This window comes from Azospirillum sp. CT11-132, from assembly GCF_047302835.1.
Taxonomy (GTDB): Bacteria; Pseudomonadota; Alphaproteobacteria; order Azospirillales; family Azospirillaceae; genus Azospirillum.
In genome coordinates, this window is the sequence record NZ_JBGLZA010000003.1 from 1,974,574 (window position 1) to 2,000,705 (window position 26,132).

The 26,132-nt window shown below is 65.8% G+C and carries 24 protein-coding genes and 1 pseudogene; 18 read left to right on the forward strand and 7 right to left on the reverse strand.

Features of this window, described 5'->3' with window-relative positions; translation table 11 throughout:
* Positions 1-86: 86 nt before the first annotated feature.
* The 5 genes from sucC to ACCD06_RS15210 all read left to right on the forward strand — a co-directional run bounded on the left by sucC (position 87) and on the right by ACCD06_RS15210 (position 7,627).
* Positions 87-1,283, forward strand: a complete 1,197-nt coding sequence (sucC, locus tag ACCD06_RS15190) for an ADP-forming succinate--CoA ligase subunit beta (protein ID WP_136704611.1) — start codon at positions 87-89, stop codon at positions 1,281-1,283.
* 1 nt (position 1,284) lies between these two features.
* Entirely contained in the window at positions 1,285-2,160 is an 876-nt protein-coding gene (gene sucD, locus ACCD06_RS15195; RefSeq protein WP_014246680.1) for a succinate--CoA ligase subunit alpha, read from the forward strand.
* A 306-nt stretch (positions 2,161-2,466) separates the two neighbouring features.
* Positions 2,467-5,421, forward strand: a complete 2,955-nt coding sequence (locus tag ACCD06_RS15200; RefSeq protein ID WP_109073346.1) for a 2-oxoglutarate dehydrogenase E1 component — start codon at positions 2,467-2,469, stop codon at positions 5,419-5,421.
* A 40-nt stretch (positions 5,422-5,461) separates the two neighbouring features.
* Entirely contained in the window at positions 5,462-6,712 is a 1,251-nt protein-coding gene (odhB, locus tag ACCD06_RS15205; protein WP_413341586.1) for a 2-oxoglutarate dehydrogenase complex dihydrolipoyllysine-residue succinyltransferase, read from the forward strand.
* A 189-nt stretch (positions 6,713-6,901) separates the two neighbouring features.
* Complete coding sequence (locus ACCD06_RS15210; protein WP_109073344.1) at positions 6,902-7,627, forward strand: hypothetical protein; 726 nt, start codon at positions 6,902-6,904, stop codon at positions 7,625-7,627.
* A gap of 5 nt (positions 7,628-7,632) precedes the next feature.
* On the opposite strand, the gene ACCD06_RS15215 is transcribed toward ACCD06_RS15210, so the two are convergent.
* Positions 7,633-8,304 carry a YopT-type cysteine protease domain-containing protein gene (locus tag ACCD06_RS15215; protein WP_413341588.1) on the reverse strand — a complete coding sequence of 224 codons (672 nt, stop codon included), beginning with the start codon at positions 8,302-8,304 and terminating at the stop codon, positions 7,633-7,635.
* 323 nt (positions 8,305-8,627) lie between these two features.
* Between ACCD06_RS15215 and ACCD06_RS15220 the strand changes: the two genes are divergently transcribed.
* Entirely contained in the window at positions 8,628-9,080 is a 453-nt protein-coding gene (locus ACCD06_RS15220) for a PAS domain-containing protein (protein ID WP_109073342.1), read from the forward strand.
* A 138-nt stretch (positions 9,081-9,218) separates the two neighbouring features.
* Positions 9,219-10,469: a formyl-CoA transferase gene (gene frc, locus ACCD06_RS15225; protein WP_109073341.1), complete on the forward strand. Its 1,251-nt coding sequence runs from the start codon at positions 9,219-9,221 to the stop codon at positions 10,467-10,469.
* Between the two features lie 198 nt (positions 10,470-10,667).
* On the opposite strand, the gene ACCD06_RS15230 is transcribed toward frc, so the two are convergent.
* Positions 10,668-10,814, reverse strand: a complete 147-nt coding sequence (locus ACCD06_RS15230; RefSeq protein WP_247882832.1) for a hypothetical protein — start codon at positions 10,812-10,814, stop codon at positions 10,668-10,670.
* Between the two features lie 231 nt (positions 10,815-11,045).
* Positions 11,046-11,462 (reverse strand): HRDC domain-containing protein, encoded by a 417-nt coding sequence (locus ACCD06_RS15235; protein ID WP_109073339.1) that lies wholly within the window; start codon positions 11,460-11,462, stop codon positions 11,046-11,048.
* Positions 11,463-11,688: 226 nt separating this feature from the next.
* Between ACCD06_RS15235 and ACCD06_RS15240 the strand changes: the two genes are divergently transcribed.
* Complete coding sequence (locus tag ACCD06_RS15240; RefSeq protein ID WP_413341592.1) at positions 11,689-12,690, forward strand: hypothetical protein; 1,002 nt, start codon at positions 11,689-11,691, stop codon at positions 12,688-12,690.
* A gap of 113 nt (positions 12,691-12,803) precedes the next feature.
* On the forward strand, positions 12,804-13,016 hold the full coding sequence (locus ACCD06_RS15245) for a hypothetical protein (RefSeq protein WP_194911450.1): 213 nt from the start codon (positions 12,804-12,806) through the stop codon (positions 13,014-13,016).
* A 42-nt stretch (positions 13,017-13,058) separates the two neighbouring features.
* Here the strand turns inward: ACCD06_RS15245 and ACCD06_RS15250 are convergent, their stop codons facing one another.
* The gene (locus ACCD06_RS15250; RefSeq protein ID WP_149269909.1) at positions 13,059-13,532 is read right to left on the reverse strand and encodes a ferritin-like domain-containing protein; all 474 of its coding nucleotides are present in this window, start codon (positions 13,530-13,532) and stop codon (positions 13,059-13,061) included.
* 177 nt (positions 13,533-13,709) lie between these two features.
* Here ACCD06_RS15250 and hrpB point away from each other — a divergent pair, with 177 nt between their 5' ends.
* The 7 genes and pseudogenes from hrpB (at position 13,710) to ACCD06_RS15285 (ending at position 19,363) form a co-directional block, all read left to right on the forward strand.
* Positions 13,710-16,268: an ATP-dependent helicase HrpB gene (gene hrpB, locus ACCD06_RS15255; protein ID WP_413341594.1), complete on the forward strand. Its 2,559-nt coding sequence runs from the start codon at positions 13,710-13,712 to the stop codon at positions 16,266-16,268.
* A gap of 351 nt (positions 16,269-16,619) precedes the next feature.
* Positions 16,620-16,841: a hypothetical protein gene (locus ACCD06_RS15260; protein ID WP_413341596.1), complete on the forward strand. Its 222-nt coding sequence runs from the start codon at positions 16,620-16,622 to the stop codon at positions 16,839-16,841.
* Positions 16,842-17,337: 496 nt separating this feature from the next.
* Positions 17,338-17,694 carry a helix-turn-helix domain-containing protein gene (locus ACCD06_RS15265; protein ID WP_413341598.1) on the forward strand — a complete coding sequence of 119 codons (357 nt, stop codon included), beginning with the start codon at positions 17,338-17,340 and terminating at the stop codon, positions 17,692-17,694.
* Complete coding sequence (locus ACCD06_RS15270) at positions 17,691-18,227, forward strand: ImmA/IrrE family metallo-endopeptidase (RefSeq protein ID WP_413341600.1); 537 nt, start codon at positions 17,691-17,693, stop codon at positions 18,225-18,227. The genes ACCD06_RS15265 and ACCD06_RS15270 overlap by 4 nt, the downstream gene beginning before the upstream one ends.
* Before the next feature lie 701 nt (positions 18,228-18,928).
* Positions 18,929-19,102: a hypothetical protein gene (locus ACCD06_RS15275; RefSeq protein ID WP_413341602.1), complete on the forward strand. Its 174-nt coding sequence runs from the start codon at positions 18,929-18,931 to the stop codon at positions 19,100-19,102.
* Positions 19,093-19,194, forward strand: a pseudogene (locus ACCD06_RS15280) (type II toxin-antitoxin system RelE/ParE family toxin); the annotation flags it as partial. The gene ACCD06_RS15275 and the pseudogene ACCD06_RS15280, both read left to right, overlap by 10 nt.
* A 7-nt stretch (positions 19,195-19,201) precedes the next feature.
* Entirely contained in the window at positions 19,202-19,363 is a 162-nt protein-coding gene (locus ACCD06_RS15285) for a hypothetical protein (protein ID WP_413342529.1), read from the forward strand.
* A 374-nt stretch (positions 19,364-19,737) separates the two neighbouring features.
* On the opposite strand, the gene ACCD06_RS15290 is transcribed toward ACCD06_RS15285, so the two are convergent.
* Positions 19,738-19,884, reverse strand: coding sequence for a hypothetical protein (locus tag ACCD06_RS15290; RefSeq protein ID WP_413342531.1), 147 nt, complete (start codon positions 19,882-19,884; stop codon positions 19,738-19,740).
* 72 nt (positions 19,885-19,956) lie between these two features.
* Between ACCD06_RS15290 and ACCD06_RS15295 the strand changes: the two genes are divergently transcribed.
* Together ACCD06_RS15295 and ACCD06_RS15300 are read left to right on the forward strand one after the other, a co-directional pair.
* Positions 19,957-20,316, forward strand: coding sequence for a type II toxin-antitoxin system RelE/ParE family toxin (locus tag ACCD06_RS15295; RefSeq protein ID WP_413341604.1), 360 nt, complete (start codon positions 19,957-19,959; stop codon positions 20,314-20,316).
* Positions 20,313-20,651 (forward strand): XRE family transcriptional regulator, encoded by a 339-nt coding sequence (locus tag ACCD06_RS15300; RefSeq protein ID WP_149197839.1) that lies wholly within the window; start codon positions 20,313-20,315, stop codon positions 20,649-20,651. The genes ACCD06_RS15295 and ACCD06_RS15300 overlap by 4 nt, the downstream gene beginning before the upstream one ends.
* Positions 20,652-20,802: 151 nt before the next feature.
* On the opposite strand, the gene ppdK is transcribed toward ACCD06_RS15300, so the two are convergent.
* Together ppdK and ACCD06_RS15310 are read right to left on the reverse strand one after the other, a co-directional pair.
* Positions 20,803-23,496, reverse strand: coding sequence for a pyruvate, phosphate dikinase (gene ppdK, locus ACCD06_RS15305; RefSeq protein ID WP_413341606.1), 2,694 nt, complete (start codon positions 23,494-23,496; stop codon positions 20,803-20,805).
* A gap of 354 nt (positions 23,497-23,850) precedes the next feature.
* Positions 23,851-26,106: a putative bifunctional diguanylate cyclase/phosphodiesterase gene (locus ACCD06_RS15310; RefSeq protein WP_413341608.1), complete on the reverse strand. Its 2,256-nt coding sequence runs from the start codon at positions 26,104-26,106 to the stop codon at positions 23,851-23,853.
* Between the last annotated feature and the right edge of the window lie 26 nt (positions 26,107-26,132).

Sequence of the window (26,132 nt, forward strand, 5' to 3'; positions counted from 1 at the left end):
GTCCGGGACGGCGCCGGTGGTGCGCCCGTCTTGTCCTTCAGTCGACCCGTTCTCGTCAGCCGAACCAAAAAACAGATGGACGCCCGATGAACATCCATGAGTACCAGGCGAAAAGCCTGCTGAAGAAGTACGGCGTCGCGGTTCCCCGCGGCGGCGTTGCCTACACCCCGCAGGAGGCCGAGACGGTCGCCCGTGAACTCGGCGGTCCGGTCTGGGTGGTGAAGTCCCAGATCCACGCCGGTGGCCGCGGCGCCGGCCGCTTCAAGGACAACCCCGAGGGCAAGGGCGGCGTCCGCGTCGTCAAGTCGATCGAGGAAGTCGGCAAGAACGCCGCCGAGATGCTGAACCACGTTCTCGTGACCAAGCAGACCGGCGCGGAAGGCCGCGAGGTCAAGCGCCTCTACATCGAGGAAGGCGCCGACATCAAGCGCGAGTTGTACCTCGGCATGCTGATCGACCGCGCCACCGGCCGCGTGACGATCATGGCCTCGACCGAAGGCGGTATGGAGATCGAAGAGGTCGCCCATAACACGCCGGAGAAGATCATCAAGGTCGCCATCGACCCGGCCACCGGCATCCAGGGCTACCACACCCGCAAGGTCGCCTTCGCGCTGGGCCTTGAGGGCAAGCAGGTCGGCGCCGCCGCCAAGTTCATCCAGGCCGCCTACAAGGCCTTTGTGGACCTGGACTGCGCCATCGTCGAGATCAACCCGCTGATCGTCACCGGTTCGGGCGACATCCTGGCGCTCGACGCCAAGATGAACTTCGACGACAACGCGCTGTTCCGTCACAAGGACGTGGAAGAGCTGCGCGACGAGGCCGAAGAGGATCCGGCGGAGATCGAGGCGGCCAAGCACAGCCTCAACTACGTCAAGCTCGACGGCAACATCGGCTGCATGGTGAACGGCGCCGGTCTGGCGATGGCCACCATGGACATCATCAAGCTGTATGGCGGCGAGCCGGCCAACTTCCTCGACGTCGGCGGCGGCGCCACGAAGGAGCGCGTCACCGCGGCCTTCAAGCTGATCCTGTCCGACAGCAACGTCGAAGGCATCCTGGTCAACATCTTCGGCGGCATCATGCGCTGCGACGTGATCGCCGAGGGCGTCGTCGCCGCGGCGCGCGAAGTGCACCTGCACGTTCCGCTGGTGGTGCGCCTGGAAGGCACCAACGTCGATCTGGGCAAGAAGATCCTGGCCGAATCCGGCCTGCCGATCCTCTCGGCCGACAACCTCGCCGATGCCGCCGAGAAGGTGGTCAAGGCCGTGAAGGAGGCCGCGTAACATGGCTGTTCTCGTCGATAAGAACACGAAGGTGATCTGCCAGGGCTTCACCGGAGCCCAGGGCACCTTCCACTCCGAGCAGGCCATCGCCTACGGCACCAAGATGGTCGGCGGCGTGACCCCGGGTAAGGGCGGCGCCAAGCACCTCGACCTGCCGATCTTCGACACCGTGTCGGAAGCGGTGGAGAAGACCGGTGCGAACGCCTCCGTGATCTACGTGCCGCCGCCCTTCGCGGCCGACGCGATCCTGGAAGCCATCGACGCCGAGATCCCGCTGGTGGTCTGCATCACCGAAGGCATCCCGGTGCTGGACATGGTCCGCGTCAAGCGCGCCCTGGACGGCTCCAAGACCCGCCTGATCGGCCCGAACTGCCCCGGCATCATCACGCCGGACGAGTGCAAGATCGGCATCATGCCGGGCCACATCCACAAGCGCGGCAAGATCGGCATCGTCTCGCGCTCCGGCACGCTGACCTATGAGGCGGTGGCGCAGACCACGGCGGCCGGTCTCGGCCAGACCACCTGCATCGGCATCGGCGGCGACCCGGTCAACGGCACCAACTTCGTCGACAGCCTGGAGCTGTTCGTGAAGGACCCGGAGACCGAGGGCATCATCATGATCGGCGAGATCGGCGGCGACGCCGAAGTCCGCGGCGCCGAGTTCATCAAGGCCTCGGGCACCAAGAAGCCGGTCGTCGGCTTCATCGCCGGCCGCACGGCTCCTCCGGGCCGCCGCATGGGCCATGCCGGCGCGGTGATCTCCGGCGGCAACGACACCGCCGACTTCAAGATCGACTTCATGAAGTCGGTCGGCATCGCCGTCGCCGACAGCCCCGCCAGCCTGGGCTCCACCATGCTGAAGGTGTTCAAGGGCTGATGGTCCGCGGGCGTCGCCTCAAGGGTGACGCCCATGGCCTCCCGCCTTTGAAAAGGGACGGACTCGGAAGAGGATGGCGGGCGGGACGCTGTGGTGCCCCGCCCGCCGCCCCTCCGGGGTCTCCTCTTGGACGGATGGTCCTGGGAACCCATATGCAAGCGTCGGCGGTGCTTCTCGCATTCCAGCCCGCACCCCACCGGCTGTTTTCGCCGGTTCTCGCATATGGGTATCCAACGATCCCCCGCCTCCTTCATCACTCGCGATCATCTCCCACAGGGAATCGGGCTTACGGCCCGAGGTGAAACCATGTCGGCAAATCTGGAACAGACCTCGTTCCTCTTCGGCTCGAACGCCGGTTACGTCGCCGAACTCTACGCCAGCTACCTGTCCAACCCGGCCGCCGTCGACCCCAGCTGGAACAGCTTCTTCCAGGATCTGGACGAGGATTCGCGCGCCGTCCTGGACGAGCTGCGCGGCGCGTCCTGGACCGTGTCCGATCTGGAGGACCCCAAGGCCAAGCGCGACCCGGTCGCCGAGAGCTTCATCGTCGGTCTCCCCAACGGCGCCGCTCCCAATGGCGCCGCCGCCGCGATGAACGGCCCGGCCAACGGCGCCATGCTGGCCCACACCCAGCAGGTCTACGGCGGCATCAGCCCGCAGCAGCTGCGCGCCGCCACGCTGGACAGCATCCGCGCCCTGATGCTGATCCGCGTCTTCCGCGTCCGCGGCCACATGAACGCGCATTTCGACCCGCTGGGCCTGGAAAAGCGCGAGCCGCACCCGGAACTGGATCCGGCGACCTACGGCTTCGGCCCGGACGACCTCGACCGTCCGATCTTCCTGAACTACTCGCTCGGCCTGGAAACGGCGTCGCTGCGCCAGATCCTCGAGATCCTGCACAAGACCTATTGCGGGACGATCGGCGTCGAGTTCATGCACATCCAGGACCCGGAAGAGAAGGCCTGGATCCAGGAGCGCATCGAGGGCGGCCGCAACCACACCGACTTCACGGTGAACGGCAAGCGCGCCATCCTGGAGCGCCTGACCGCGGCCGAGGGCTTCGAGAAGTTCCTGCAGCTGAAATACACCGGCACCAAGCGCTTCGGCCTTGAGGGCGGCGAGTCGATGATCCCCGCGCTGGAGCAGATCCTGAAGCGCGGCGGCCAGCTCGGCCTGAAAGAGGTCGTCGTCGGCATGGCCCACCGTGGCCGCCTGAACGTGCTGACCAACTTCATGGGCAAGCCCTTCTCCGCCGTCTTCTCGGAGTTCCAGGGCAACCCGTCGAGCCCGCAGGACGTCCAGGGTTCGGGCGACGTGAAGTACCATCTCGGCACCTCGTCGGACCGTGACTTCAACGGCAACATCGTCCACCTCTCGCTGACCGCCAACCCGTCCCACCTGGAATGGGTCAACCCGGTCGTGTTGGGCAAGGTGCGCGCCAAGCAGCAGCAGCGCCGCGATCTCGAGCGCGAGCAGGTGATGGGCGTGCTGATCCACGGCGACGCCGCCTTCGCCGGCCAGGGCATCGTGGCCGAGACGCTGGGCCTGTCGGAGCTGCGCGGCTACCGCACCGGCGGCACCATGCACTTCATCATCAACAACCAGATCGGCTTCACCACCAACCCGACCTATTCGCGGTCGGGCGTGTACTGCTCCGACATGGCCAAGATGGTGCAGGCACCGATCTTCCACGTGAACGGCGACGATCCCGAAGCCGTCGTCCATGTCAGCCGCATCGCCATAGAGTTCCGCCAGAAGTTCAAGCGGGACGTCGTGATCGACATGGTCTGCTACCGCCGCCACGGCCACAACGAGGGCGACGAGCCGGGCTTCACCCAGCCGCTGATGTACAAGAAGATCCGCGCCCACGCGACCACGCGCGAGCTGTACGCCAAGCAGCTGGTCGACGAGAACGTGATCACCCAGGCCGAAGGCGACCAGATCACCCAGGACTTCATGAAGAAGCTGGAGGGTGAGTTCGAGGCGTCCAGCACCTACAAGCCGAACAAGGCCGACTGGCTGGAAGGCAAGTGGGCCGGCCTGCAGGCGCAGGGCGCCAACTCCGCCCACCGCGGCGAGACCGGTGTGGACATCGACAAGCTGAAGCAGATCGGCTTCAAGCTCTGCGAGTACCCGAAGAACTTCGCGATCAACTCCAAGATCGCGCGCCAGCTGGAAGCCAAGAAGAAGACGCTCGAGTCTGGCGAAGGCATCGACTGGGCGACCGCCGAGGCGCTGGCCTACGCCACGCTGGTGGCTGAGGGCACCGGCGTCCGCCTGTCGGGCCAGGATTCCGGCCGCGGCACCTTCTCGCACCGCCATGCGGTGATGTACGACCAGAACACCGAAGAGAAGTACGTCCCGCTCTGCCACGTCAGCCCGGATCAGGCGACCTTCGAGGTCCATGACAGCCCGCTGTCGGAAGCCGCCGTCGTCGGTTACGAATACGGCTATTCGCTGGCCGAGCCGCACAATCTGGTTCTGTGGGAGGCGCAGTTCGGCGACTTCGCCAACACCGCGCAGACCATCATCGACCAGTTCATCTCGTCGGGCGAGTCCAAGTGGCTGCGCATGTCCGGCCTGGTGATGCTGCTGCCGCACGGCTACGAGGGCCAGGGTCCGGAACACTCGTCCGCCCGTCCGGAACGCTTCCTGCAGATGTGCGCCGAGGACAACTGGCAGATCTGCAACGTGACGACGCCGGCCAACCTGTTCCACGTCTTCCGCCGCCAGATCCGCCGCAGCTTCCGCAAGCCGCTGGTCCTGTTCACGCCGAAGTCGCTGCTGCGCCACAAGCTGTGCATCTCCGACCTGTCGGAGATGGGTCCGGGCAGCACGTTCCACCGCGTGCTGGGCGAGACCGCCAACGATCTGGCCGCCAACGACAAGATCCGCCGCATCGTGGTGTGCTCCGGCAAGGTCTATTACGACCTGCTGCAGGAGCGCATGAGCCGCGGCATCAAGGACGTGGTCATCCTGCGCCTGGAACAGCTCTACCCGTTCCCGAAGGACGCTCTGGCGGCCGAGTTCGCCAAGTATCCGAACGCCGAGCTGGTCTGGTGCCAGGAAGAGCCGGAGAACCAGGGCGCCTGGTTCTTCGCCGACCGCCGCCTGGAAGCCGTGCTGAAGGACGTCGGCCACAAGGCCGGCCGCCCGTCCTACGTCGGCCGCCCGGCCACCGCCTCGCCGGCGACCGGCCTGCTGAAGCGTCACAACCAGGAGCAGGCCAAGCTCCTGGACGAAGCCCTGACGGTCCGCTGACCATCACCCAAGCGAACAAGAAGACGAACGAGGATAAAGAATGGCTACCGACATCAAGGTCCCCACGCTGGGTGAGTCCGTCTCCGAGGCGACGGTCGCCCGCTGGCTGAAGAAGGCCGGCGAGGCCGTCGCCATGGACGAGGCGCTGGTCGAGCTGGAGACCGACAAGGTCACGCTTGAGGTGAATGCGTCGGCCGCCGGCGTGCTGGCCGAGATCGTCGCTCCGGAAGGCGCGAACGTCGAGGTCGGCGCCCTGCTGGGCGTCATCAACGAGGGCGCCAGCGCCGGCGCCGCTCCGGCTGCCGCCGCCCCCGCCGCGGCACCGGCTCCGGCCGCTGCCGCGCCGGCCCCCGCTGCTGCCGCGCCGGCCGCCTCCGCTCCGGGCAACCTGGCCGCTTCCGGCCCGGCCGCCCGCAAGCTGGCGGACGAGAAGGGCATCGACGGCTCGTCCATCGCCGGTTCGGGCAAGGATGGCCGTGTGACCAAGGGCGACGTGCTGGCCGCCCCGGCCGCCAAGCCGGCCGCTCCGGCCGCGGCTCCGGCGCCGAAGATGGTGTGGGCCGCCGGCACCCAGGGCGACCGTCCGCGCGCCGCGCAGGAAGAGCGCGTCCGCATGACCCGCCTGCGCCAGCGCATCGCCGAGCGTCTGAAGGAGGCCCAGAACAGCGCCGCCATGCTGACCACCTTCAACGAGGTGGACATGTCGGCGGCGATCGCTCTGCGCGCCGAGTACAAGGACTATTTCGAAAAGCGCCACAAGGTGCGGCTCGGCTTCATGTCCTTCTTCGTCAAGGCCGCCGTCCAGGCCCTGAAGGAGATCCCGGCCGTCAACGCCGAGATCGACGGCACCGACATCGTCTACAAGAACTACTATGACATCGGCGTCGCCGTCGGCACGCCGCAGGGTCTGGTGGTTCCGGTCGTCCGCGATGCCGACAAGCTGGACTTCGCCGGCGTCGAGGGCACCATCGCCGCCCTCGGCAAGAAGGGCCGCGACGGCAAGCTGTCGATGGACGAGCTGACCGGCGGCACCTTCACCATCTCCAACGGTGGCGTCTACGGCTCGCTGATGTCGACCCCGATCATCAACCCGCCGCAGTCGGCCATCCTCGGCATGCACAAGACGATGGACCGCGCGGTCGTCGTCGGCGGCAAGATCGAGGTCCGCCCGATGATGTATCTGGCGCTGTCCTACGATCACCGCATCATCGACGGCAAGGAGGCGGTCACCTTCCTCGTCCGCATCAAGGAGCTGATCGAGGATCCGCGCCGCCTGCTGCTGGACGTCTGATCCGGAAGAACGGGTTCAATGACGCAAGGAAGGGCGCCGCGAGGCGCCCTTTTCTTTTGCCGATGCGACCGGAACTGCACTTACAACCAAAACAAAATCACAAATGCCGATAACAATCGCTCCGGTTCGTTGACAGCCCCTGCGTGCCGGTATTGTCTCGGCTTCCCGTTTACGACGAAGGGCGCCATCATGCCGGTCAATATCCTCGATCTGGCCGTTGCCGCGAACACCGTCTACAATTTTCAGAAGGGCCGCGGCAACGACGCCGCCGCCTTCAACAAGGCGGACGGGGCACGGCGGTCTCCGCCCGGCTTCCAGGTGATCTTTACCCATGAAGATATCGACGTCGGCTTCTTTGGCGCCGTCTATCAGGAAAAGCACTCCGACCAGTACATCATCGCCTATCGCGGCACGGCGGTCGGCAGCAGCACGTCGGGCCAGATGGCCGGCACCAAGAACCTGAAGACGGACATCGCGCTCTACACCATCGAAAGCCTGCCCGCCGGCATCCGTGCCGCCCATCTTCTGCTGGAACAGGCGAAGATGCTGCTGGGCGCCGCCCGTCCGATCCTGTGCGGCCATTCGCTGGGCGGCGCCATCGCCACCATCGTCGCGGTCGAGACCGCGCTGCCCTGCTGCGCCTTCAATGCGCCGACGGTGTCGAAGATGGTGCGCGGCGGCATCATCCACGGCCCCTATGTCCGGGTGCCCACCGAAGACCTGGCGTCCATCGAAAAGCAGATCATCAACTTCAACCTGCAATGGGACCCGATCAGCAAATCGTCGAAGGCGGTCGGCAAGGTGATCAAGCTGCCGGCGACCCTGTCCACCGGCGGCCATTCGCAGGACAAGGTGGTCGCCAACATCAAGTCCAGCAAATACGCGTCGATGCCCTTCTTCAGTCTGGTCGGGTGATCCGGTCAGGCGAAGGAAATGCTCTGCACGACGAATTCCTGAACCCGGTAATCGATGGTCGACCCGTCCCGCTTCACGAAATGGCGGTACCGGTCGACCAGCCCGGTGAACAGGTCGGCGGCGCTGCCGCTCGATGCCCTGAACTCGCCGAAATTGGGATCGAAGAAATACAGGTGCGATCCCAAACCGAAGGCCTTGCCGCCGGACTTGTAACAGCAGGTCGCATGCGCCGCCCCCCGCTGTTCGAAATTCATGCTGACGATGTGATAGGTGTGGGGGCTGGCGGTGGCGATCGAGATCGCCTTCATCACCTCCTTGACGCTGTCTGAGTCGGTCGCGTCCATCCACTCCGTCCTGGTCGATCCGATCTTCAATCCGGCATGGCTCATGGCCTGATTGCGGGCGCCCAACTGGCCCGACGACAGGTCGAGATCGAAAAACAACTCGGCGCCATAGAGGCGCTGCTTGATGCTGGCATGCAGGATCGTGCTGTCCTGGTCGATGAAGGCGATGCGCTTCTGCGGCGTCTCGCCCTTGTTGGCCCGGTGGCGCCGGATCCATTCCAAGGTAAGGCCGAAGCAAATCCCGCCATTCACCTCGTGATCGTCCGGGAACAGCCGCTCGATCGGCAGGCGCTGCTTGAAAGGCGCCACGCAATAGCTGTCGAAAGCGGCCATTTCCAATCCTTCTGTTGGCGGCGGAACGACGATCTTCGCCGCCCGGCGGGCTCCGTCGCCGGGATCCTATGCCGATAACTGTAGGTGCACAATCGATTGCGCCACCGCCGGCGTGCTGTCGATTCCGGATTCCGGGCCCCCCTCTCGGAGTGGCTGTCTGTTCGCCACAAGGACAGTTTGCCTCGCGCTCAAATTCTCTTGCATGGTCGATGGTATCTGGTATACCGTATCGATAATGTCAGTGCGGCACGCTTTACGGGCCACCGCCGCACCGGCTCCCCCGGCGCCCAATCCAAGAGGGGGCGAGCGCCAAGGAGATCGACATGGAACAGACAGCAGCAGCGGGTTCGCCCGCGGTTGTGGATTGCGAACAGTTGGTGGCGGTGATCGGCGACGCCGTCATCGTGTCCGACCCGACCGGCGCCATCATCCTGTGGAATGCGGCGGCGGAACGGATGTTCGGCTTCACCGCCGACGAGGCGATGGGCAAGTCGCTCGACATCATCATTCCCGAACGCCAGCGCCAGCGTCATTGGGACGGCTACGAAAAGACCATGGCCACCGGCGAGACCCGCTACGGCCATGACCTGCTGCGGGTTCCGGCGGTCCACAAGGACGGGCACAGCCTGTCGATCGCCTTCACCGTCGCGCTTTTGCGCGGGACCGACGGAGGGGTGTCCGGGATCGTCGCCGTGGTGCGGGACGAAACCGCCCGCTGGACCGAAGAACGGAAACTGCGCCGCCGCCTCACCGAACTCGAAGCGGCGGCCGGCTGACGGCGCCCTGCGGCGATCATCGAATTCCGGCCGGCGGCGACCTCGACGCCCCCCGATCTCCGGGCGTGGGCCGGCCGGGCAGAAGAGCAAGTCCAAGAGACAATCTGAAACTACGTGAAAAAAGGGAGTGTTGCAGTCATGACCAAGCCGCTTGAAGGCATTAAGATCATCGACTTCACCCATGTGCAGGCCGGCCCCGCCTGCACCCAGCTTCTGGCCTGGTACGGCGCGGACGTGATCAAGGTCGAACGTCCGGGCGCCGGCGACGTCACCCGCAACCAGTTGCGTGACATCCCGGACGCCGACGCGCTCTATTTCACGATGCTCAACAGCAACAAGCGCTCCCTGACGCTGGACACCAAGACCGCCGAAGGCAAGGAAGTCCTGACCCGTCTGATCCGCGAATCCGACGTGCTGGTGGAGAATTTCGGCCCCGGCGCGCTCGACCGCATGGGCTTCAGCTGGGACAAGATCCGCGAACTGAACCCCGGCATGATCGTCGCCTCGGTCAAGGGCTTCAGCGACGGCCACCATTACCAGGACCTGAAGGTCTATGAGAACGTCGCCCAGTGCGCCGGCGGCGCCGCGTCGACCACCGGCTTCTGGGATGGCCCGCCGACCGTGTCCGCCGCCGCTCTCGGCGACAGCAACACCGGCATGCACCTCGCCATCGGCATCCTGACCGCCCTGATGGCCCGCACCAAGACCGGCAAGGGCCAGAAGGTCGCCGTGTCGATGCAGGACAGCGTGCTGAACCTCTGCCGCGTCAAGCTGCGCGACCAGCAGCGCCTCGACCGCGTCGGCTATCTGGAGGAATACCCGCAGTACCCGCACGGCAAGTTCACCGACGTGGTTCCGCGCGGCGGCAATGCCGGCGGCGGCGGCCAGCCGGGCTGGGTGCTGAAGTGCAAGGGCTGGGAGACCGATCCCAACGCCTACATCTACTTCACCATCCAGGGCCATGCCTGGGCGCCGATCTGCAAGGCTCTCGGCCGCGAGGAGTGGATCGACGACCCGGCCTACAACACCGCCGAGGCGCGCCAGGACAAGATCTTCGACATCTTCGCGGTGATCGAGGATTGGCTGAAGGACAAGACCAAGTTCGAGGCCGTCGACATCCTGCGCAAGTTCGACATCCCGTGCTCGCCGGTGCTGTCGATGAAGGAGATCGCCAACGACCCGTCGCTGCGCGCCAGCGGCACGGTCGTCGAGGTCGACCACAAGGTGCGCGGCAAGTACCTGACCGTCGGCAGCCCGATCAAGTTCTCCGACATGAAGGTCGAGGTCACCGGCTCCCCGCTGCTCGGCGAGCACACCGACGAGGTCCTGGCCCAGCTCGGCTACAACAAGGACCAGATCGCCGCCATGCACGAAGCCAAGGTGGTCTGAGGCAGGTCGCACTTGCCCCCACCCTAACCCTCCCCCGCTCCGCAGGGGAGGGAACTCCGCCGCCTCCCCAATCAGCACTTAACCCCCTCCCCCGCCCAGCGGGGGAGGGTCGGGGTGGGGGCAACTCAGCAACCACCTCGCACAAACAACAACGGCGCCCCACCCGGGCGCCGTTTTCTTTCGCATCCCCCCAGCCCTCTACGCCTTCCCGCCGCGCTCCAGATCGTCCAGGATTTCCCCGGCGCGGCTGGTCAGGGTGTGGGCCAGCCGGTCGTAATGGCCGTTGCCGGTCATGCGGGCGCGCCGGGCGGCCTCCGCGCCCAACTGGGCCAGCTCAAGGGCCATCTTCCGATAGTCCGGAACTGCGCTCCACTCCGCGTCGGCCGCGATGCGAGCCTTCGGATGATCTTTCGAAGCCACAAACCACCCCATCCGTCGATGCCGGTGAAGGGCGCAATCCTGGCACGGCAGCGCTCCGGAACCAACTGACGCTTATGGCAGCAGCGTCACAGCCTTTGGATGTGCAAGGGACCAGCCGAACCGTATAGGACCCGCCCGGACGCCGCCGCACCCCGCTCAGTCGATCAGCAGGTCCAGCGTCGAGCGGACCACCTGCACGATCTCCCCGCCATAGGGCGAGCTGGCCTGACCGCGGGCGTTGACGATGATCGACAGCTCATGCTCCGTCGTCGGGGCGAAGCGGGCGATCTCCTGCACCAGATCGTCGGCCAGGATGGCGTCGCGCGTCACCCCGGCCTGGGTGGCGGCCTTGTCGCGCCAGCCGTTCAGCGCGGCGGCGATGGCCGCCTCGATCTGCTGCGACTCCTCCTTGCGGCGGAGGTCGGTGAACAGCACCAGCACCCGCCACGCGCCGTCGGCATAGGCGGTCTCGATGCGCTGGACCTCGACCGTCCGCAGGAAGGCGGACAGCTGCACCTGCGCCTCTTCGGCGGCGGCGTCGGGAATGGTGAAGGTGCGGATCTCGGTGCTCATCGCCCAACCTTGCTGAAAGGCTTCCCTGGATGGAGGAAGCCTACACAGAAACGGCGCGTTCGGCAAACCGGGACCCTGCCACGGGGGTGTTCCGGGGCCTTGGGGATACCCCCAATTTCCACCGGCCGAATCTGCTCCCCCGTGCGTTGTGGGAGGAGACGACGCGCACCGGCGCCCGGCCGATTCCCCTCGCCCGTCCCACGCCTCCACCGCTTGGAGACCCCAGATGACCCATCCCGAACCGCAGGAGCCGCAATCCGCCCATCCCGTCCACGAGGAGTCCGCTCCCGACTCCGCCGCGACACCGCGCCGCGGCGGGCGGCGCTGGTGGATGCTGGGGACCGGGCTGCTGCTGGCGCCGCTGGCGCTGGGCGGGCTGGCGGTTCTGGCGGTCCTGTGGGTCGGCTCGATGCTCTACGACCAGCCCTTCGCCTGGTACAACCTGAACCGCATCGACGCGATGGCCGACCGGGTGGCGCGCAATCCCGATTCGGTGATGGTGGTGGCGCTCGGCGACACCGCGCTGCGCGACGCCACGCTGGACGAGCGCGGCATGGCGAAGGTCGCCGCCGAGCGTGGCGTGCCCGACCTGGAATTCCTGCGCATCGTCCACCGGCAGGCCCAGTTCGCCGATTTCGAGCCGCTGCTCGACCGGCTGATCGCCGTCAAGCCGACGCTGATCCTGCTCGACCGCAACCTGCTGACCGCCAGCCGCGGCCCGTTCGACGAGCTGGAGCGCTACGGCCACGGCCTGATGCGGCTCTATCGCGGGCAGGCCTACGTGCAGGATCAGGTGGCGCTGCAATACCGGCGCGGCTGCGGCCCGACGCCGTCGGCCTGGCTGACCGGCGGGTCGCCCGGCGCCGTCGACGGCTCCACCGCCACCGCGCGGCAGGTGCGCGCCTTCATCGACCGCGCCTGGGCCGCCGGCATCCGCGTCGCCCTGATCGAGGTGCACAGCCGCCCCGCCACCCCGCGCTCCACCGGCCTGATCGCCACCGCGTCCGCCGCCGAGCCGTCCGCCGCTCCCTCTGCCATCAACCTGCCGCTGTGGAACTACGATGACGAGGACGCCGTCCCCGCCACGGCCTGCGGCCAAGCCAGCACCGACGGGCGCAGCGCCTTCTCCGCCTGGCTGACCGGCGGCATCGCCGGAGCGGTGGCCGGTGCCCAGCCCGACCGCATGCCCGGCCGCGCCGTGGTGACCGAAGCCGCGGCGCTGCCCTGATGACCTTGCCGTAATTGCCGCACTGCAACCGTCCCCGTTCTTTCCGCCTTCCGGTTAAACCACTTTTTGTTTATGGTTTTCCCGTCGGGCGAGTCGCAACAGGAGACGGATGCATGGCTTCCATCATGATCAAGAAGGCCGGCGAAGGGCTGGTCTCGCAGGCTCACCGCAACGCCGACGTCGGCCCGACCAGCGGCAGCTCGGTCGTTTATGAAATCCAGAATGTGCCGGGGGATGTCAGCGTCGACGACGTGATCGCCGCCTTCAAGACCTACAAGCCGGCCGACAAGGTGTACGAGATCGACTGGTCCGCCCTGTCAAAGTAACCGGGGGAGGGGGCCGCCAACGCCCCCTTCCTTACGTCCTCATCACGCCTGCAAAGCCGGATAGCGCTTGGCCCAAACCTCCAGCTGGGCGACATGCTCGGCCTCTTCGGCGGCGAACTCCTCGGCCATCATGCGGACTTCCGAATCGGTGGTGGTCTTCGCCACCTCGGCGTAGAAGGCCTGCCCGCGCTTTTCGCTCTCCAGCGCCAGTTCCAGCGCGTATTCCACCGTCATCAGATAGTGCGAGCCTTCCATCGAGGCCGCTTCCGGGCTGTCGCCGTCCGGCCATTGGAAGTCTTCCGGCGCAAGGTCCGGGATCTTGCGGAAGCCAGACCGTTCCCGCGCCTCGGCCAGATGCATGCGCGAGAATTTCGCCATCTGGCCGAAGAAGGCCGCGACCTCCTGGTTGCCATAGGTCTTCATCGCTTCCGACAGGTCGGCGAAGCGGTTGGCGGCGTCCTCCTCCAGCGCGCAGGCGTGGGCGAGGAACAGGGCGGCGTCGTGGATTTCGGTCATGGATCCCTTTGATAAGCGAATAAGCCCGACGACCCCAAAACCATACATTTTTTACGGACATCGGTCGCGGCCCCTGTCCCCGTCCCCCGCCCCTGCGACCTTTTGGCGCGCGCCGTGCCCGCCGTCCCCCGAAAAGCATTGCCTTTCCCGCCGGTTCGCGGCAGCAGACTCCCCCTCATGAGCAAGCCCGCCTTCCCCGCCCTGCCAATCGATCCCGTCCTGCCCGCCCTGCTGGAGGCGCTGGACAGCCGCGGCACCGCCGTGCTGCAGGCCCCGCCCGGCGCCGGCAAGACCACGCGGGTGCCGCTGGCCCTGCTGGAGGCCGGTTGGCTGAAGGGCCGCAAGATCCTGGTGCTGGAGCCGCGGCGCCTCGCCGCCCGTGCCGCCGCCCGCCGGATGGCGTCGATGCTGGGGGAGGCGGTGGGCGAGACCGTCGGCTACCGCGTCCGCCTCGACACCAAGGTCGGCCCGAAGACCCGCATCGAGGTGGTGACCGACGGCCTGTTCCTGCGCCAACTCCAAGAGGACCCGGAGCTTCCCGCCGTCGGCGCCGTCCTGTTCGACGAGTTCCACGAGCGCGGCATCGACAGCGACCTTGCCCTTGCCCTGGTGCAGGAGGCGCGCGGGGCGCTGCGCGACGACCTGCGCCTTGTCGTCATGTCGGCGACGCTCGACGCCGCCCCGGTCGCCACCCTGCTGGCAGACGCCGAAGGCCCCGCCCCAATGGTGACCAGCGAGGGCCGCGCCTACCCCGTCGAGACCCGCCACCTCGACGCCCCAGCGCAAGGCACCCGCATCGAGGACGCGGTCGCCGCCGCCGTCCGCCGCGCCCTGCGCGAGGAGCCCGGCAACGCCCTGGTCTTCCTGCCCGGCGTCGGCGAGATCCGCCGCGTCCAGTCCCTGCTCGACCAGTCCGACCTCGGCCCGAACACCATCATCGCCCCGCTCTATGGCGACCTGTCGGCCGAGGCGCAGGACCGCGCCATCTCCCCCACCCCGCCCGGCCAGCGCAAGATCGTGCTGGCGACCTCCATCGCCGAGACCAGCCTGACCATCGAGGGCATCCGCATCGTGGTCGACAGCGGCCTGATGCGGGTTCCGCGTTTCGACCCGCGCGGCGGCATGACCCGTCTGGCGACGGTGAAGGTCAGCCAGGCCTCTGCCGAGCAGCGCCGCGGCCGCGCCGGCCGTCTGGAGCCCGGCGTCTGTTACCGCCTGTGGCCGGAGGCGACGCACAAGGCGCTGGCCCCCTTCACCACGCCGGAGATCGCCGACGCCGACCTCGCCCCGCTGGCGCTGGAGCTTGCGGTGTGGGGAGTCTCCGACCCCGCCAGCCTGTCCTGGCTCGACCAGCCGCCCGCCGCGGCGATGGCCCAGGCGCGCGAGCTGCTGACCGGCCTCGGCGCGCTCGATAAATCAGGCGCCATCACCCCGCACGGCCGCCGCATGGCCGGTTTCGGCGTGCATCCGCGTCTGGCCCACATGATGCTGGCCGGCAAGGCGATGGGCCAGGGCGCGCTCGCCTGTCTGGTCGCGGCCCTGCTGGGCGAGCGCGACATTGTCCGGTCCCAGCCCGGTTTCCGCGACGCCGATTTGCGCCTGCGCGTCGATCTGCTGCGCGGCGAGGAGCGCGGCGGCCAGGGTGCGGCGCGCGGCCTCAGCGTTGACCGCGGCGGCGCCCAGCAGGCGGTGAAGCAGGCGCGGCAGTGGCGCCGCCAGCTTGGCGTGCGCGACGACGACGCGATGGACTCGCATGCCGTCGGCATTCTGGTGGCACTCGCCTATCCCGACCGCATCGGCCAGCGCCGCCCCGGAGGCCAGCCCGGCGGAGTTGCGGCGCAGTATCGCCTGTCGGGCGGGCGCGGCGCCTATTTCCAGGAGGCAGAGCCGCTGTCGGCCGAGGAGTGGCTCGCCATCGCCGACCTCGACGGCGCCGCCCGCGAATCGCGCATCTTCCTGGCCGCCCCGGTCACGCTGGCCGATCTGGAGGAGAGCTTCGCCGACGACATCCGCAGCGAGACCATCGTCGCCTGGGACGCGCGCGAGCAGATGGTGCTGGCGCGCCGCCGCCGCATGCTGTTCGCCCTGATCCTGAAGGACGAGAAGCTGGCCAAGCCGCCGGCGGACGCGATGACCGCCGCGATGATCGAGGGCATCCGCGCGCTGGGCCCCGCCTGCCTGCCCTGGACCGACGAGCTGCGCAAATGGCGCACCCGCGTGATGTTCCTGCGTGCCCGCGAGGGCGACGTGTGGCCCGACCTGTCCGACGCGGCCCTGATGGACGGTCTGGAGGAGTGGCTGGCCCCCTTCCTCGACGGCGTGTCGCGCCGCGCCCATCTGGAGCGCATCGACCTGTCGAGCGCCTTGCGCGCCCTGATGCCCTGGGAGTTGCGGACCCGCCTGGACGCCGAGGCCCCGACCCATGTCGAGGTGCCGAGCGGCTCCCGCATCCCCATCGATTATGACGGCGAGGAGCCGGTGCTGGCGGTTCGCCTGCAGGAGATGTTCGGCCTTGCCGAGACCCCGCGCATCGCCGGCGGCCGGGTTCCGCTTCTGCTGCACCTTCTGTCCCCCGCCCGCCGCCCGGTCCAGGTCACCCGCGACCTCGCGAGCTTCTGGGCCAACGCCTACAAGGCGGTGAAGGCGGATTTGAAGGGCCAGTACCCGAAACATTACTGGCCCGACAACCCGCTGGAAGCCGAGCCGACCGCCAGGGCGAAGCCGAGGGGTCGGTAACGGCCCGCCCCCGCCCCTCCCCTCCGCAAACTTTCCCTCTCCCCCCTGGGGAGAGGGTCAGGGTGAGGGGGCCGCAAAGGCGCCAGCCTTTGCCAGGGGATTGCGAAGGGGCAGCATGCCCCTTGGCGGCGCGCCAAAGCGCGCCCGACCACCCTCTCCCGCCCCGGGAGAGGGCGGGGACCCGCGCCGAAGGCGTGGGGAGGGTGAGGGGCACCCCAAGGCTTCTGAACCGCATGGCCGCTGTACGCCCAGCCAAAGCCGGGCGCAAATGTGGTAGCCGCATCCCCTCGCCAAGCGCATATTAGATGCGCCTCACCGACCACCACGCCGAAGACACCAGGGAGCCCGACCATGCGGACCTTGCATAATTTGCGCGACGAGATGCTGGCGGTCGCCCAGGGCACCCGCCCGGTTCCCCCGGTGCAGCCCGTGACGGATGGCGAGTCGGTTTCCGGCCTTCTCGGCTTGCTGACGCCGGCCAACCGGGCGTTGATGCACCTGATCGCCACCGAGCGCCCGGAGACGGTTTCCCGCCTCGCCCAACTCGCCAGCGACGTTCAATCTAAGACATAGAAAATCATAAAATAAAAGGCGTCAATATCATCGCGTCGCAGAGTTATTCTTTTAACGCTGAAAATTACTACTATGGAAACAGATAGACTTCAATAATTGACTTAGCAAATAATGCAAAATCCGCCGGATTTTATGGAAGTTTTTACATTACACACGCAGGCTTTCTTAACCTATGCACTCTCCATTGAATCCACTTACTTCCACCTGTTTCTATAGCGTCATATAGGCTCGACAATTTTCCCCTATCTTAGGCATATATTCCGATTTTTTGGTCGTTCTTGATCTGTTCAGCTTTACATCCCCGAGACTGGCAAGTACAAGAACCGCGATAAGATCAAATTCCTCTTACGCGAGGGGCAAAGCACCTAAATCGCATGCGATTTCGTTGTATTTTCTCATTGCTTAGCGTTCTGACTTAACCTACTCTGGTTAAGAAGAGAACCGCAGTACGATAAAAATAAGCCTTGGAAACGCGCCCACCCTCGGGGAGTCTCACATGCAGCTCACACCATTTGGGAAGGCCCTCAGAAAGCTACGGATTGACCGTAGCCTACTGCTCGCCAACATGGCTGAAGAGCTTGAAGTCTCTGCAGCTTTTTTGTCCGGAATTGAAACTGGCAAAAAGTCAATCCCTGGAAATCTAATCACAAAGTTGACAAGCATTTATAATTTGAGCGATGAGGAGGTGGAGGATTTGCAAGCATCTGCTGACGCATCAGCTCGAACAATCACGCTGCGTCCAAATTCTGCTGAGCAGTCACGTTTTATGACTACGCTGGCTCGCCGGTTCGATGAACTTGATGAAAAATCGTTTGCGCAACTCAGAGAGGCGATAGAGAAGGTGAAGAAATGAGCACACTTTCTTACATAGCAGCCCCATTAAGCCGCGCGAGGATCCGGCAGAATGCCTCTGACATAAGAGAGTTGTTTGGATTTTCAAAAACCCCACGCTTTCCACTACTTCATGTCATAGAAAATCTTTTACCCCAAGCATTCCCGGAGTCTACCTTTGAAGTGGTTGATCCAGCGGAAATGAAAGGCATGTACGCCGAGGCATTACCAGCCGCCGCTTCGATAAGGATACGCAATGACGTCTACATGAGGGCAGTTTCAGGGAGCCCAAGAGATAACTTCACTCTAGCTCACGAACTTGGACATCTTGTTTTACATATGGATCATAGGCTTCAGAGGCTTTCTGCACCGTTAAAGCTAAAGCCCTACCTTGATCCAGAATGGCAAGCAAACACTTTTGCAGGAGAGTTGCTTGTTCCTCTTGAACTCTACAAGAAACTAAAACACTCCAAAGATGCTTGCGACATCTTTGGAGTGTCGAAGAAAGCCCTCGATGTCCAGATAAAGGCGTGGAAAGACGAGGGCGTTCTATAAAGAATCCTTGTGTAAGCTTGCGAACTCACACAAGGCACCGGAACCGGCTCGCGACCACCGTTCCGGCTTGCGTCAACGTGTGCTACGGGGCGTAGTTTATATCTTGCCCACGCGGAAGACGCAAGGTTTTTGGCTCGCGCAAACTAAGGAGCTATCCATGAAGCGTAAGCTCGTGGCACCGCCTGGTAAGCGCTACGTTTTCCGCCCGTATAAGGATGATCCCCGCACCGGCCAACGACTGTGGGCTCGCCACTATGGGATCAAGGCGTGGCCGATCTTGGTAGATGAGTGACAGGCCATCTACCAGACACCCCACAATGCGGGAATGGATTTTACTGTTCCCGCATTTCCTCAAGCCGTTTCCCAATGAGGCGCCGCTATGAGATCTAATCGAATGCCAAGCCGATCCATCCACCCATCCGATGTTCCTGTCATCAAAAAGCGCATTTACGCAGGAGAGTTTTTGCATCGGATTGCGGCAGACTATGATGTCAATCCTGGGCGCATATCAGAAATTAAGACCGGAAGGAAATTTTCAGAAATTCCGCCAGAGCCTTGATAGAAGCGCCTAATAATTAGCGGAGATGCTTATTAACGTGTCTCCGCTAATTAAATTCTGGCACTTAGCCGATATCGTTAAAAATCAAGTTGGCTGGACTGACCCACGCTCGCCACATATATTCAGTGGCGGAGGTGCCCCCATGGCCGAACCCTCGACCGCTTTCGAACCGACCGATGACGATGCGCTGACACGCGCCGTTGCCGAGGCGCGGGCACAGGTTGCCGCCGGTCAGACGATTCCTCTACGCGACGTTGCCGACTGGCTCGACAGCTGGGGCACAGCGGACGAGCGTCCTGCGCCGTCGTGGAAATAACCTTCACTCCGGCCGCCATTGCCGATCTGATCGCGATTCGCAACTATATCGGCCATTTCAATCCCGCAGCCGCCCGGCACATGGCGCTCCGTCTCAGAAGTGCTGCGGAAAGCCTCGCCGAACTCCCTGACCGTGGCCGCCTTCGGCGAGACGGTGCGCGGGAACTGGTCGCGGTCCACCCCTAATGTCATCGTCTATGACGTGGCGCCGTCCTGCGTCACCATTTTGCGCGTCTGGCACGGGGCACAGAACAGCCCCTGACACGGCGCAGCGGCGAGCATCCACGCCTTTTCCACGCCCCCCTTACCGCCAACCGCCATCCGTGATAGGACTATAAGCCTCAACCGCCCGAGGAGTGTCTTGCATGCATCGCCACCGGTGCCACGCCCCCTTGCGCCTTTCCTCCCGCGCACCCGCCGGATGGAACAGTGAACAGCCCCGGAAAGCCGTTCCAACCTGTTCCAAACGTTCCATCCGACCGCCGCAGGCCGGGTCGGGCGTCCCGGATGGAACAGTGAACACTCCTCCGAAATCCGTTCCACGCTGTTCCACCCTCCCACCCCCGCCCCCAAACCGAAACGGCCCCCTTCCCTTGCGGGAAGAGGGCCGAAATCGTTTCAGCTACCCGAAGCGGCTCAGTCGCGCTTGACCGTGTCGCTGTTCAGCACGGCCCGAGCGGCGGCGAGGCGGGCGATCGGCACGCGATAGGGCGAGCAAGAGACACAGGTCAGCCCGATCTTCTCGCAGAAGGAGATCGAGGCCGGGTCGCCGACGCCGCTCAACGGCTTGCGGACAATAGGCTCCGCGCTATATCTCCATTGCGAGAAAATAGCCCAAAGCCTATATTTCCTCCGATGCACACCGTTTTCTTTCACACCGCGTTCGCGGCCGAATTCCGGGCTCTGCCGCAAGCTGTGCGGATCGACCTCGCCGCCGCGGCCAAGGTGCTTGGGGAGCGTGGCCCGGCGCTCGGCCGGCCCCATGTCGATACATTGAACGGTTCCCGGCATGCGAACATGAAGGAGTTGCGGTTCAAATCGAATGGCGGGGTGTGGCGCGTCGCCTTTGCCTTCGACCCGACGCGCAACGCCGTCGTGCTGGTTGCCGGCGACAAGAGCGGGGTTTCGGAAAAGCGGTTCTACGCCTCGCTGATCGCCACCGCCGACAGCCGCTATGACGACCATCTCTCCGACCCGAAAGGAGCAAAGCCATGACGGCGACGATCCCGTTCGACCAGATCCTCTCCGAGATGACCGACGACGAGCGCGCCGCGGTGGATGCACGGGCCGCCGGGATGCTGGCCGAGATCGACGGATTGGCGGAGCTGCGCCGGCTGGCGGAACTGACCCAGGGTCAGGTTGCCGAAACCCTGAACGTGAAGCAGCCGACCGTCCACCAGATCGAGAAGCGGACCGACCTGTATCTGTCCACCCTGCGGCGCTTCGTGGAAGCCGCGGGCGGGGAGTTGGAATTGCGGGTTTCCCTTCCGGGAAAAGGGGCGTTCAAGCTGACGGGCATCGGCGAGTTGACCTCCGGTTCCCAGCGCTGAGCCGTCTATGGTGTCCCGCCGGATGGAACAGTGAACAGTCCGCCGAACCCTGTTCCACGATGTTCCACCCGCCCAACCCCGCCCCCAAAACGAAACGGCCCCCTTCCCTTGCGGGAAGAGGGCCGAAGTCGTTTCAGCTATCCGAAGCGGATCAGTCGCGCTTGACGGTGTCGCTGTTCAGCGCGGCCTGGGCGGCGGCGAGGCGGGCGATCGGCACGCGGTAGGGCGAGCAGGAGACATAGGTCAGCCCGATCTTCTCGCAGAAGGAGATCGAGGCCGGGTCGCCGCCATGCTCGCCGCAGATGCCGAGCTTGATGTCCGGACGGACCTTGCGGCCACGCTCGGTGGCGATCTCCACCAGTTCGCCGACGCCGGTGACGTCCAGCGACTGGAACGGGTCCTGCTCCAAGATGCCCTGGCGCTGGTACTCCGGCAGGAAGCTGCCGGCGTCGTCGCGCGACAGGCCCAGGGTGGTCTGGGTCAGGTCGTTGGTGCCGTAGCTGAAGAACTCGGCCGACTCGGCGATCTCGCCGGCCTTCAGGGCCGCGCGCGGGATCTCGATCATCGTGCCGGTCAGGTACTCCACCGTCACGCCGGTCTCGGCCTTCACCTGCTCGGCGGCGCGGTCGATCACCGCCTTGAGGATGTCGAACTCCTTCTTCGTGATGATCAGCGGGATCATCACCTCGGGAATGACGGCCTCGCCGGTGGTCTTGGCGACCTCGGCGGCGGCGGCGAAGATGGCGCGGGCCTGCATCTCGTAGATCTCGGGGTACGAGATGCCCAGACGGCAGCCGCGATGGCCCAGCATCGGGTTCGCTTCATGCAGCTGGATGGTGCGGTGGCGCACCCGCAGCGGATCGGTGCCGGTGGCCTGGGCGACCTCTGCCATGTCCTCTTCGGTGTTCGGCAGGAACTCGTGCAGCGGCGGGTCGAGCAGGCGGATCGTCACCGGCAGGCCGGTCATGATCGTGAACAGCTCGACGAAGTCCTTCTTCTGGAAGGGCTCCAGCTTGGCGAGCGCCTTGCGGCGGCCGGCCTCGTCCTCCGCCAGGATCATCTCGCGGACGGCCAGGATGCGCTCCGGGTCGAAGAACATGTGCTCGGTGCGCGACAGGCCGATGCCCTCGGCGCCGAACTTCCGCGCGGTGCGGGCGTCCAGCGGGGTTTCGGCATTGGCGCGGATCTTCATCCGACGGATGCCGTCGGCCCAGCCCATCAGGGTGGCGAAGTCGCCCGACAGCTCCGGCTGGATCGTCGGCACCTCGCCCAGCATCACCTCGCCGGTGGAGCCGTCGATGGTGACGATGTCGCCTTCCTTCACGGTGACGCCGCGGACGGCCATCTGCTTGGTCTTGTAGTCGATGCGCAGGTCGCCGGCGCCCGACACGCAGGCACGGCCCATGCCGCGGGCAACCACCGCCGCGTGGCTGGTCATGCCGCCGCGGCTGGTCAGGATGCCGCGGGCGGCGTGCATGCCGTGGATGTCCTCGGGCGAGGTCTCGATGCGGCAGAGGATCACCGACTCGCCCTTGCCGGCCATCTGCTCGGCCTCGTCGGCGGTGAAGACCACCTTGCCCGACGCGGCGCCGGGGGAGGCGGGCAGGCCCTTGGCGATGACCTTGCGGTCGGCCTTGGGGTCCAGCGTCGGGTGGAGGAGCTGGTCGAGCGAGGCCGGATCGATGCGGCGGACCGCCTCGTTCTGGTCGATGACGCCCTCGTTCGCCAGATCGACGGCGATCTTCAGCGCCGCCGGGGCGGTGCGCTTGCCGTTGCGGGTCTGCAGCATGAACAGCTTGTTCTGCTGGACCGTGAACTCGATGTCCTGCATGTCGCGGTAGTGCTTTTCCAGCTTGAGGCGGACCTCGTTCAGCTGGTTGAACACCTCCGGCATCACCTCTTCCATGGCGGGGAGGTCGGACTTGTTGGCGATCTTGCCGGCGATGGTCAGGTGCTGCGGCGTGCGGATGCCGGCGACGACGTCCTCACCCTGGGCGTTGACCAGATACTCGCCGTAGAAGGCATTCTCGCCGGTCGACGGGTTGCGGGTGAAGGCCACGCCGGTGGCGCAGTCGTTGCCCATGTTGCCGAAGACCATGCACTGCACGTTGACCGCGGTGCCCCAGTCGGCCGGGATGTCGTGCAGCTTGCGGTAGGTGATGGCGCGGGCGTTCATCCAGGAGCCGAAGACGGCGCCGATGGCGCCCCACAGCTGCTCCTGCACATCCTGCGGGAAGGGCCGGCCCAGCTCTCGCTCGACCGCCTTCTTGTAGTCCTCGATCACCGCCTGCCAATCCTCGGCCGACAGGTCGGTGTCGAGGTTGTAGGACTTGTCGCGCTTGTGGTTGTCGAGGATGTCCTCGAAATGGTGATGCTCAACGTCGAGCACGACGTTGGAATACATCTGGATGAAGCGGCGGTAGCTGTCGTAGGCGAAGCGGCCGTCGCCCGACCGCTTGGCGAGGCCGGCCGCGGTCGCGTCGTTCAGGCCCAGGTTCAGGACGGTGTCCATCATGCCGGGCATCGACGCGCGGGCGCCGGAGCGAACCGACACCAGCAGCGGGTTGACCGGATCGCCGAACTTGGCGTCCATCGCCTGTTCCAGCCGCGCGATGGCGGCGTTCACCTGCGCCGTCAGCTCCGGCGGATAGGAGCGGCCGTTGGCGTAGAAATAGGTGCACAGCTCGGTGGTGATCGTGAAGCCCGGCGGAACGGGCAGGCCAAGATTGGCCATCTCGGCCAGATTGGCGCCCTTGCCGCCCAGCAGGTTCTTCATATCGGCCCGTCCTTCGGTGGCACCGGCCCCGAAGCTGTAGACCCACTTGGATTCACCCTGGCTCGCCATCGCGGAATTCCTCTCGCCCCATGGTCGTCCGGCATGCGGGTGCTCCCCTTGTGCTCCACGGGCGATCCACCGGGCGGTTGTTTTCCGCTCAGCGAAACGCCGTGGTCAGTTTGCTTGACCGCACATGCCGCTGAGTGGACCTTCTATCGCCCCAAACGTTGGGACACAAGACAGTCGCGTGGTCTAGAACGGGATGACCTGCGCTTTGCCGGCAAAGGAGCGTTGCGACTATATCGTATTGCCGGATCCCCATTACTCCGGCGGAACCGCATAAGCACCGATTCGAATGGTGAAATGCGGTCGAAGTACCCCGTAAATCCAAAGAAAAACGGGACCATTTCCACTGCAAATGTTTCAGATGCTGAAGCAGGCGTCGGCTGGACATTCGACCCAGTGCTTGCCCTCCCCCCTCAGCCAGTCAGCCAGCGCCGCCGCCGGCATCGGCCGGGCGAAGCGGTATCCCTGGCCGATGGCGCAGCCTTCCGCCTCCAGCATGAGGTGCTGGGCCTCGCGCTCCACCCCCTCCGCGACGACGGTCAGGCCCAGCGCCTCGCCGATCTGGATGATGGCGCGCACCAGCGGCCGGTTGGCGGCGTCGATGTCCAGTTCCTTGACGAAGCTGCGGTCGATCTTCAGTTCGCCGACGGGGAAGCGCTTCAGGTAGCTCAAGGACGAGTAGCCGGTGCCGAAATCGTCGATCGACAGGGTGACGCCCAGCGCATGCAGGGCATCCAGCGCGTCATGGACGCCGACCTCCTCCGTCATCATCAGCCGCTCGGTGATCTCCAGCGTCAGGTCGTTGGCCGGGATGCCGTTGGCGGCCAGCGCGGCACGGACCTGATCCGGCAGGTCGCCGCGGGCGAAGCGGACGGCGGAGACGTTCACCGCCAGCCCCGGCACCGGCACCCCCGCCGCGCGCCAGCGGCCGAGCTGCGCCACCGAAGTCTGCAACACCCAGCTGTCCAGCCGGTCGATCAGCCCGCATTCCTCGGCCAGCGGCACGAACTCCACCGGCGACACCGCGCCCCAGCGTGGGTGGGTCCAGCGGATCAGCGCCTCCACCCGATGCAGGCAATGCGGCTTCAGCCGGACCTGGGGCTGGTAATGCAGCTCGAACGGTGCCTCGTCATCCGGGCATCCGGCCTCCTGGCGGTCCAGCGCCTCGCGCAGCGCCGCCTCCATCTCCAGCCGGCGCACCGCCTGTTCGTTCATGTCGCGGCGGAAGAAATGACAGCGGTTGCGGCCGGCCTGCTTGGCCCGGTACATCGCCGCGTCGGCTTGGCGCAGCAGCGTGTCGAAATCCATGCCGTCGTCGGGATGCACGGCGATGCCGATGCTGGCGGTCGGGGTCAGCGTCAGATCGGCGACCGTCAGCGGCACCGACAGGGTGGCCAGCACCCGTTCGGCCAGCAGGGACGCATGGGCGGCGTCGCAGCCCGGCAGCAATGCTACGAACTCGTCCCCGCCCAGCCTGGCCAGAGTGTCGCCCTCGATGAACAGTCGCTCCAGCCGGGTCGCCACCTCCACCAGCAGACGGTCGCCGACCGCATGGCCCAGCGAATCGTTGACGGTCTTGAAGCGGTCGATGTCCAGGAACATCAGCGTCACCGGCTGCCGCGTGCGTCCGGCCAGCGCCAGCGCCGCAGTGGCGCGGTCGGCCAGGAGCTGGCGGTTGGGCAGCCCGGTCAGCGTGTCGAAATAGGCCAGCCGGTTGATCTCCGCCCGCGCCCGGTCATGTTCGATGGCGAGCGCACACAGATGCACGCAGGCCTCCACCAACCGGCGGTGAAAGGGGGCTGCAGGGCGGCGCTCGCGGTAATAGAGCGCGAAGCTGCCCAGCATGCGGGCGTCCCGCCCCTTGATCGGGTTGGACCAGCAGGCGGCCAGCCCATGGGCCAGCGGCACCTCGCGATAAGGTGCCCAGCGCGGGTCTTCGGCGATGTCGACGGACATCACCGCCTCGCCCCGGCTCATCGCGCTGCCGCAGCAGCCGACGTCGGGACCGATGGCCAGCCCGTCGATGGCATTGGCATAGACGACGGGCAGCGATGGGGCGGCGGCGACCCGCATGCGGTTCTCGTCGTCACGCAGCATCACCGAACAGGCGACCTCCGGCGCGCAGGCCTCCACCTGCCGGCAGAGGAAATCCAAGACCTGCTTCAGCGACCGGCCGGCAGCCACCAGTTCCAGGACATTCTGTTGCAGGCGTGCCACCGCCTCCGCCCGTTCGCGCTCGTCGAAATCGCGCATCTCGCACAGAAGCAGGACGTCGTCGCCGTCGGTCAGATGCTGCCAGTGCAGATCGACCGGAACCGGATCGCGGCGAGGAACGCGCAAGGCAGCGGTGCCGGGCGGTGGATGGTCGTTTTCCTGCGCCCTATCCCACACCGCCTGCCAGTCACGGCCACCGAAATCGAGCAGGCCGGGCAGCGGACGGCCGATCAGCGCATCCAGAGGGGCGCCGGCCAGCCGGGCGAAACCGGGATTGGCGCCGACGATGGTGCCGTCGGCCGATGTCCAGACCAAGGCCGCGCTCCATTGCGCAGCAGTCACCCGCAACAGGCGATCGGACGGCAGGCGGTCGTCCAGCGCGGTCCCGGCCGAATCCATGACCCCTGATCCCTCCGGACATGCTT

Excerpts from the sequence above, each read along its gene's own strand:
- ACCD06_RS15295 (WP_413341604.1), top strand. The coding sequence starts at position 19,957 with ATGCACACCGTTTTCTTTCACACCGCGTTCGCGGCCGAATTCCGGGCT.
- ACCD06_RS15230 (WP_247882832.1), bottom strand. The coding sequence starts at position 10,814 with ATGGCCCTTGAGCTGGCCCAGTTGGGCGCGGAGGCCGCCCGGCGCGCC.
- ppdK (WP_413341606.1), bottom strand. The coding sequence starts at position 23,496 with ATGGCGAGCCAGGGTGAATCCAAGTGGGTCTACAGCTTCGGGGCCGGT.
- sucD (WP_014246680.1), top strand. The coding sequence starts at position 1,285 with ATGGCTGTTCTCGTCGATAAGAACACGAAGGTGATCTGCCAGGGCTTC.
- ACCD06_RS15215 (WP_413341588.1), bottom strand. The coding sequence starts at position 8,304 with ATGGCCGCTTTCGACAGCTATTGCGTGGCGCCTTTCAAGCAGCGCCTG.
- ACCD06_RS15245 (WP_194911450.1), top strand. The coding sequence starts at position 12,804 with ATGGCTTCCATCATGATCAAGAAGGCCGGCGAAGGGCTGGTCTCGCAG.
- sucC (WP_136704611.1), top strand. The coding sequence starts at position 87 with ATGAACATCCATGAGTACCAGGCGAAAAGCCTGCTGAAGAAGTACGGC.
- ACCD06_RS15310 (WP_413341608.1), bottom strand. The coding sequence starts at position 26,106 with ATGGATTCGGCCGGGACCGCGCTGGACGACCGCCTGCCGTCCGATCGC.
- ACCD06_RS15250 (WP_149269909.1), bottom strand. The coding sequence starts at position 13,532 with ATGACCGAAATCCACGACGCCGCCCTGTTCCTCGCCCACGCCTGCGCG.
- odhB (WP_413341586.1), top strand. The coding sequence starts at position 5,462 with ATGGCTACCGACATCAAGGTCCCCACGCTGGGTGAGTCCGTCTCCGAG.
- ACCD06_RS15265 (WP_413341598.1), top strand. The coding sequence starts at position 17,338 with ATGCAGCTCACACCATTTGGGAAGGCCCTCAGAAAGCTACGGATTGAC.
- ACCD06_RS15210 (WP_109073344.1), top strand. The coding sequence starts at position 6,902 with ATGCCGGTCAATATCCTCGATCTGGCCGTTGCCGCGAACACCGTCTAC.
- ACCD06_RS15220 (WP_109073342.1), top strand. The coding sequence starts at position 8,628 with ATGGAACAGACAGCAGCAGCGGGTTCGCCCGCGGTTGTGGATTGCGAA.
- ACCD06_RS15300 (WP_149197839.1), top strand. The coding sequence starts at position 20,313 with ATGACGGCGACGATCCCGTTCGACCAGATCCTCTCCGAGATGACCGAC.
- hrpB (WP_413341594.1), top strand. The coding sequence starts at position 13,710 with ATGAGCAAGCCCGCCTTCCCCGCCCTGCCAATCGATCCCGTCCTGCCC.
- ACCD06_RS15235 (WP_109073339.1), bottom strand. The coding sequence starts at position 11,462 with ATGAGCACCGAGATCCGCACCTTCACCATTCCCGACGCCGCCGCCGAA.
- ACCD06_RS15260 (WP_413341596.1), top strand. The coding sequence starts at position 16,620 with ATGCGGACCTTGCATAATTTGCGCGACGAGATGCTGGCGGTCGCCCAG.
- ACCD06_RS15270 (WP_413341600.1), top strand. The coding sequence starts at position 17,691 with ATGAGCACACTTTCTTACATAGCAGCCCCATTAAGCCGCGCGAGGATC.
- ACCD06_RS15275 (WP_413341602.1), top strand. The coding sequence starts at position 18,929 with ATGGCCGAACCCTCGACCGCTTTCGAACCGACCGATGACGATGCGCTG.
- frc (WP_109073341.1), top strand. The coding sequence starts at position 9,219 with ATGACCAAGCCGCTTGAAGGCATTAAGATCATCGACTTCACCCATGTG.
- ACCD06_RS15240 (WP_413341592.1), top strand. The coding sequence starts at position 11,689 with ATGACCCATCCCGAACCGCAGGAGCCGCAATCCGCCCATCCCGTCCAC.
- ACCD06_RS15200 (WP_109073346.1), top strand. The coding sequence starts at position 2,467 with ATGTCGGCAAATCTGGAACAGACCTCGTTCCTCTTCGGCTCGAACGCC.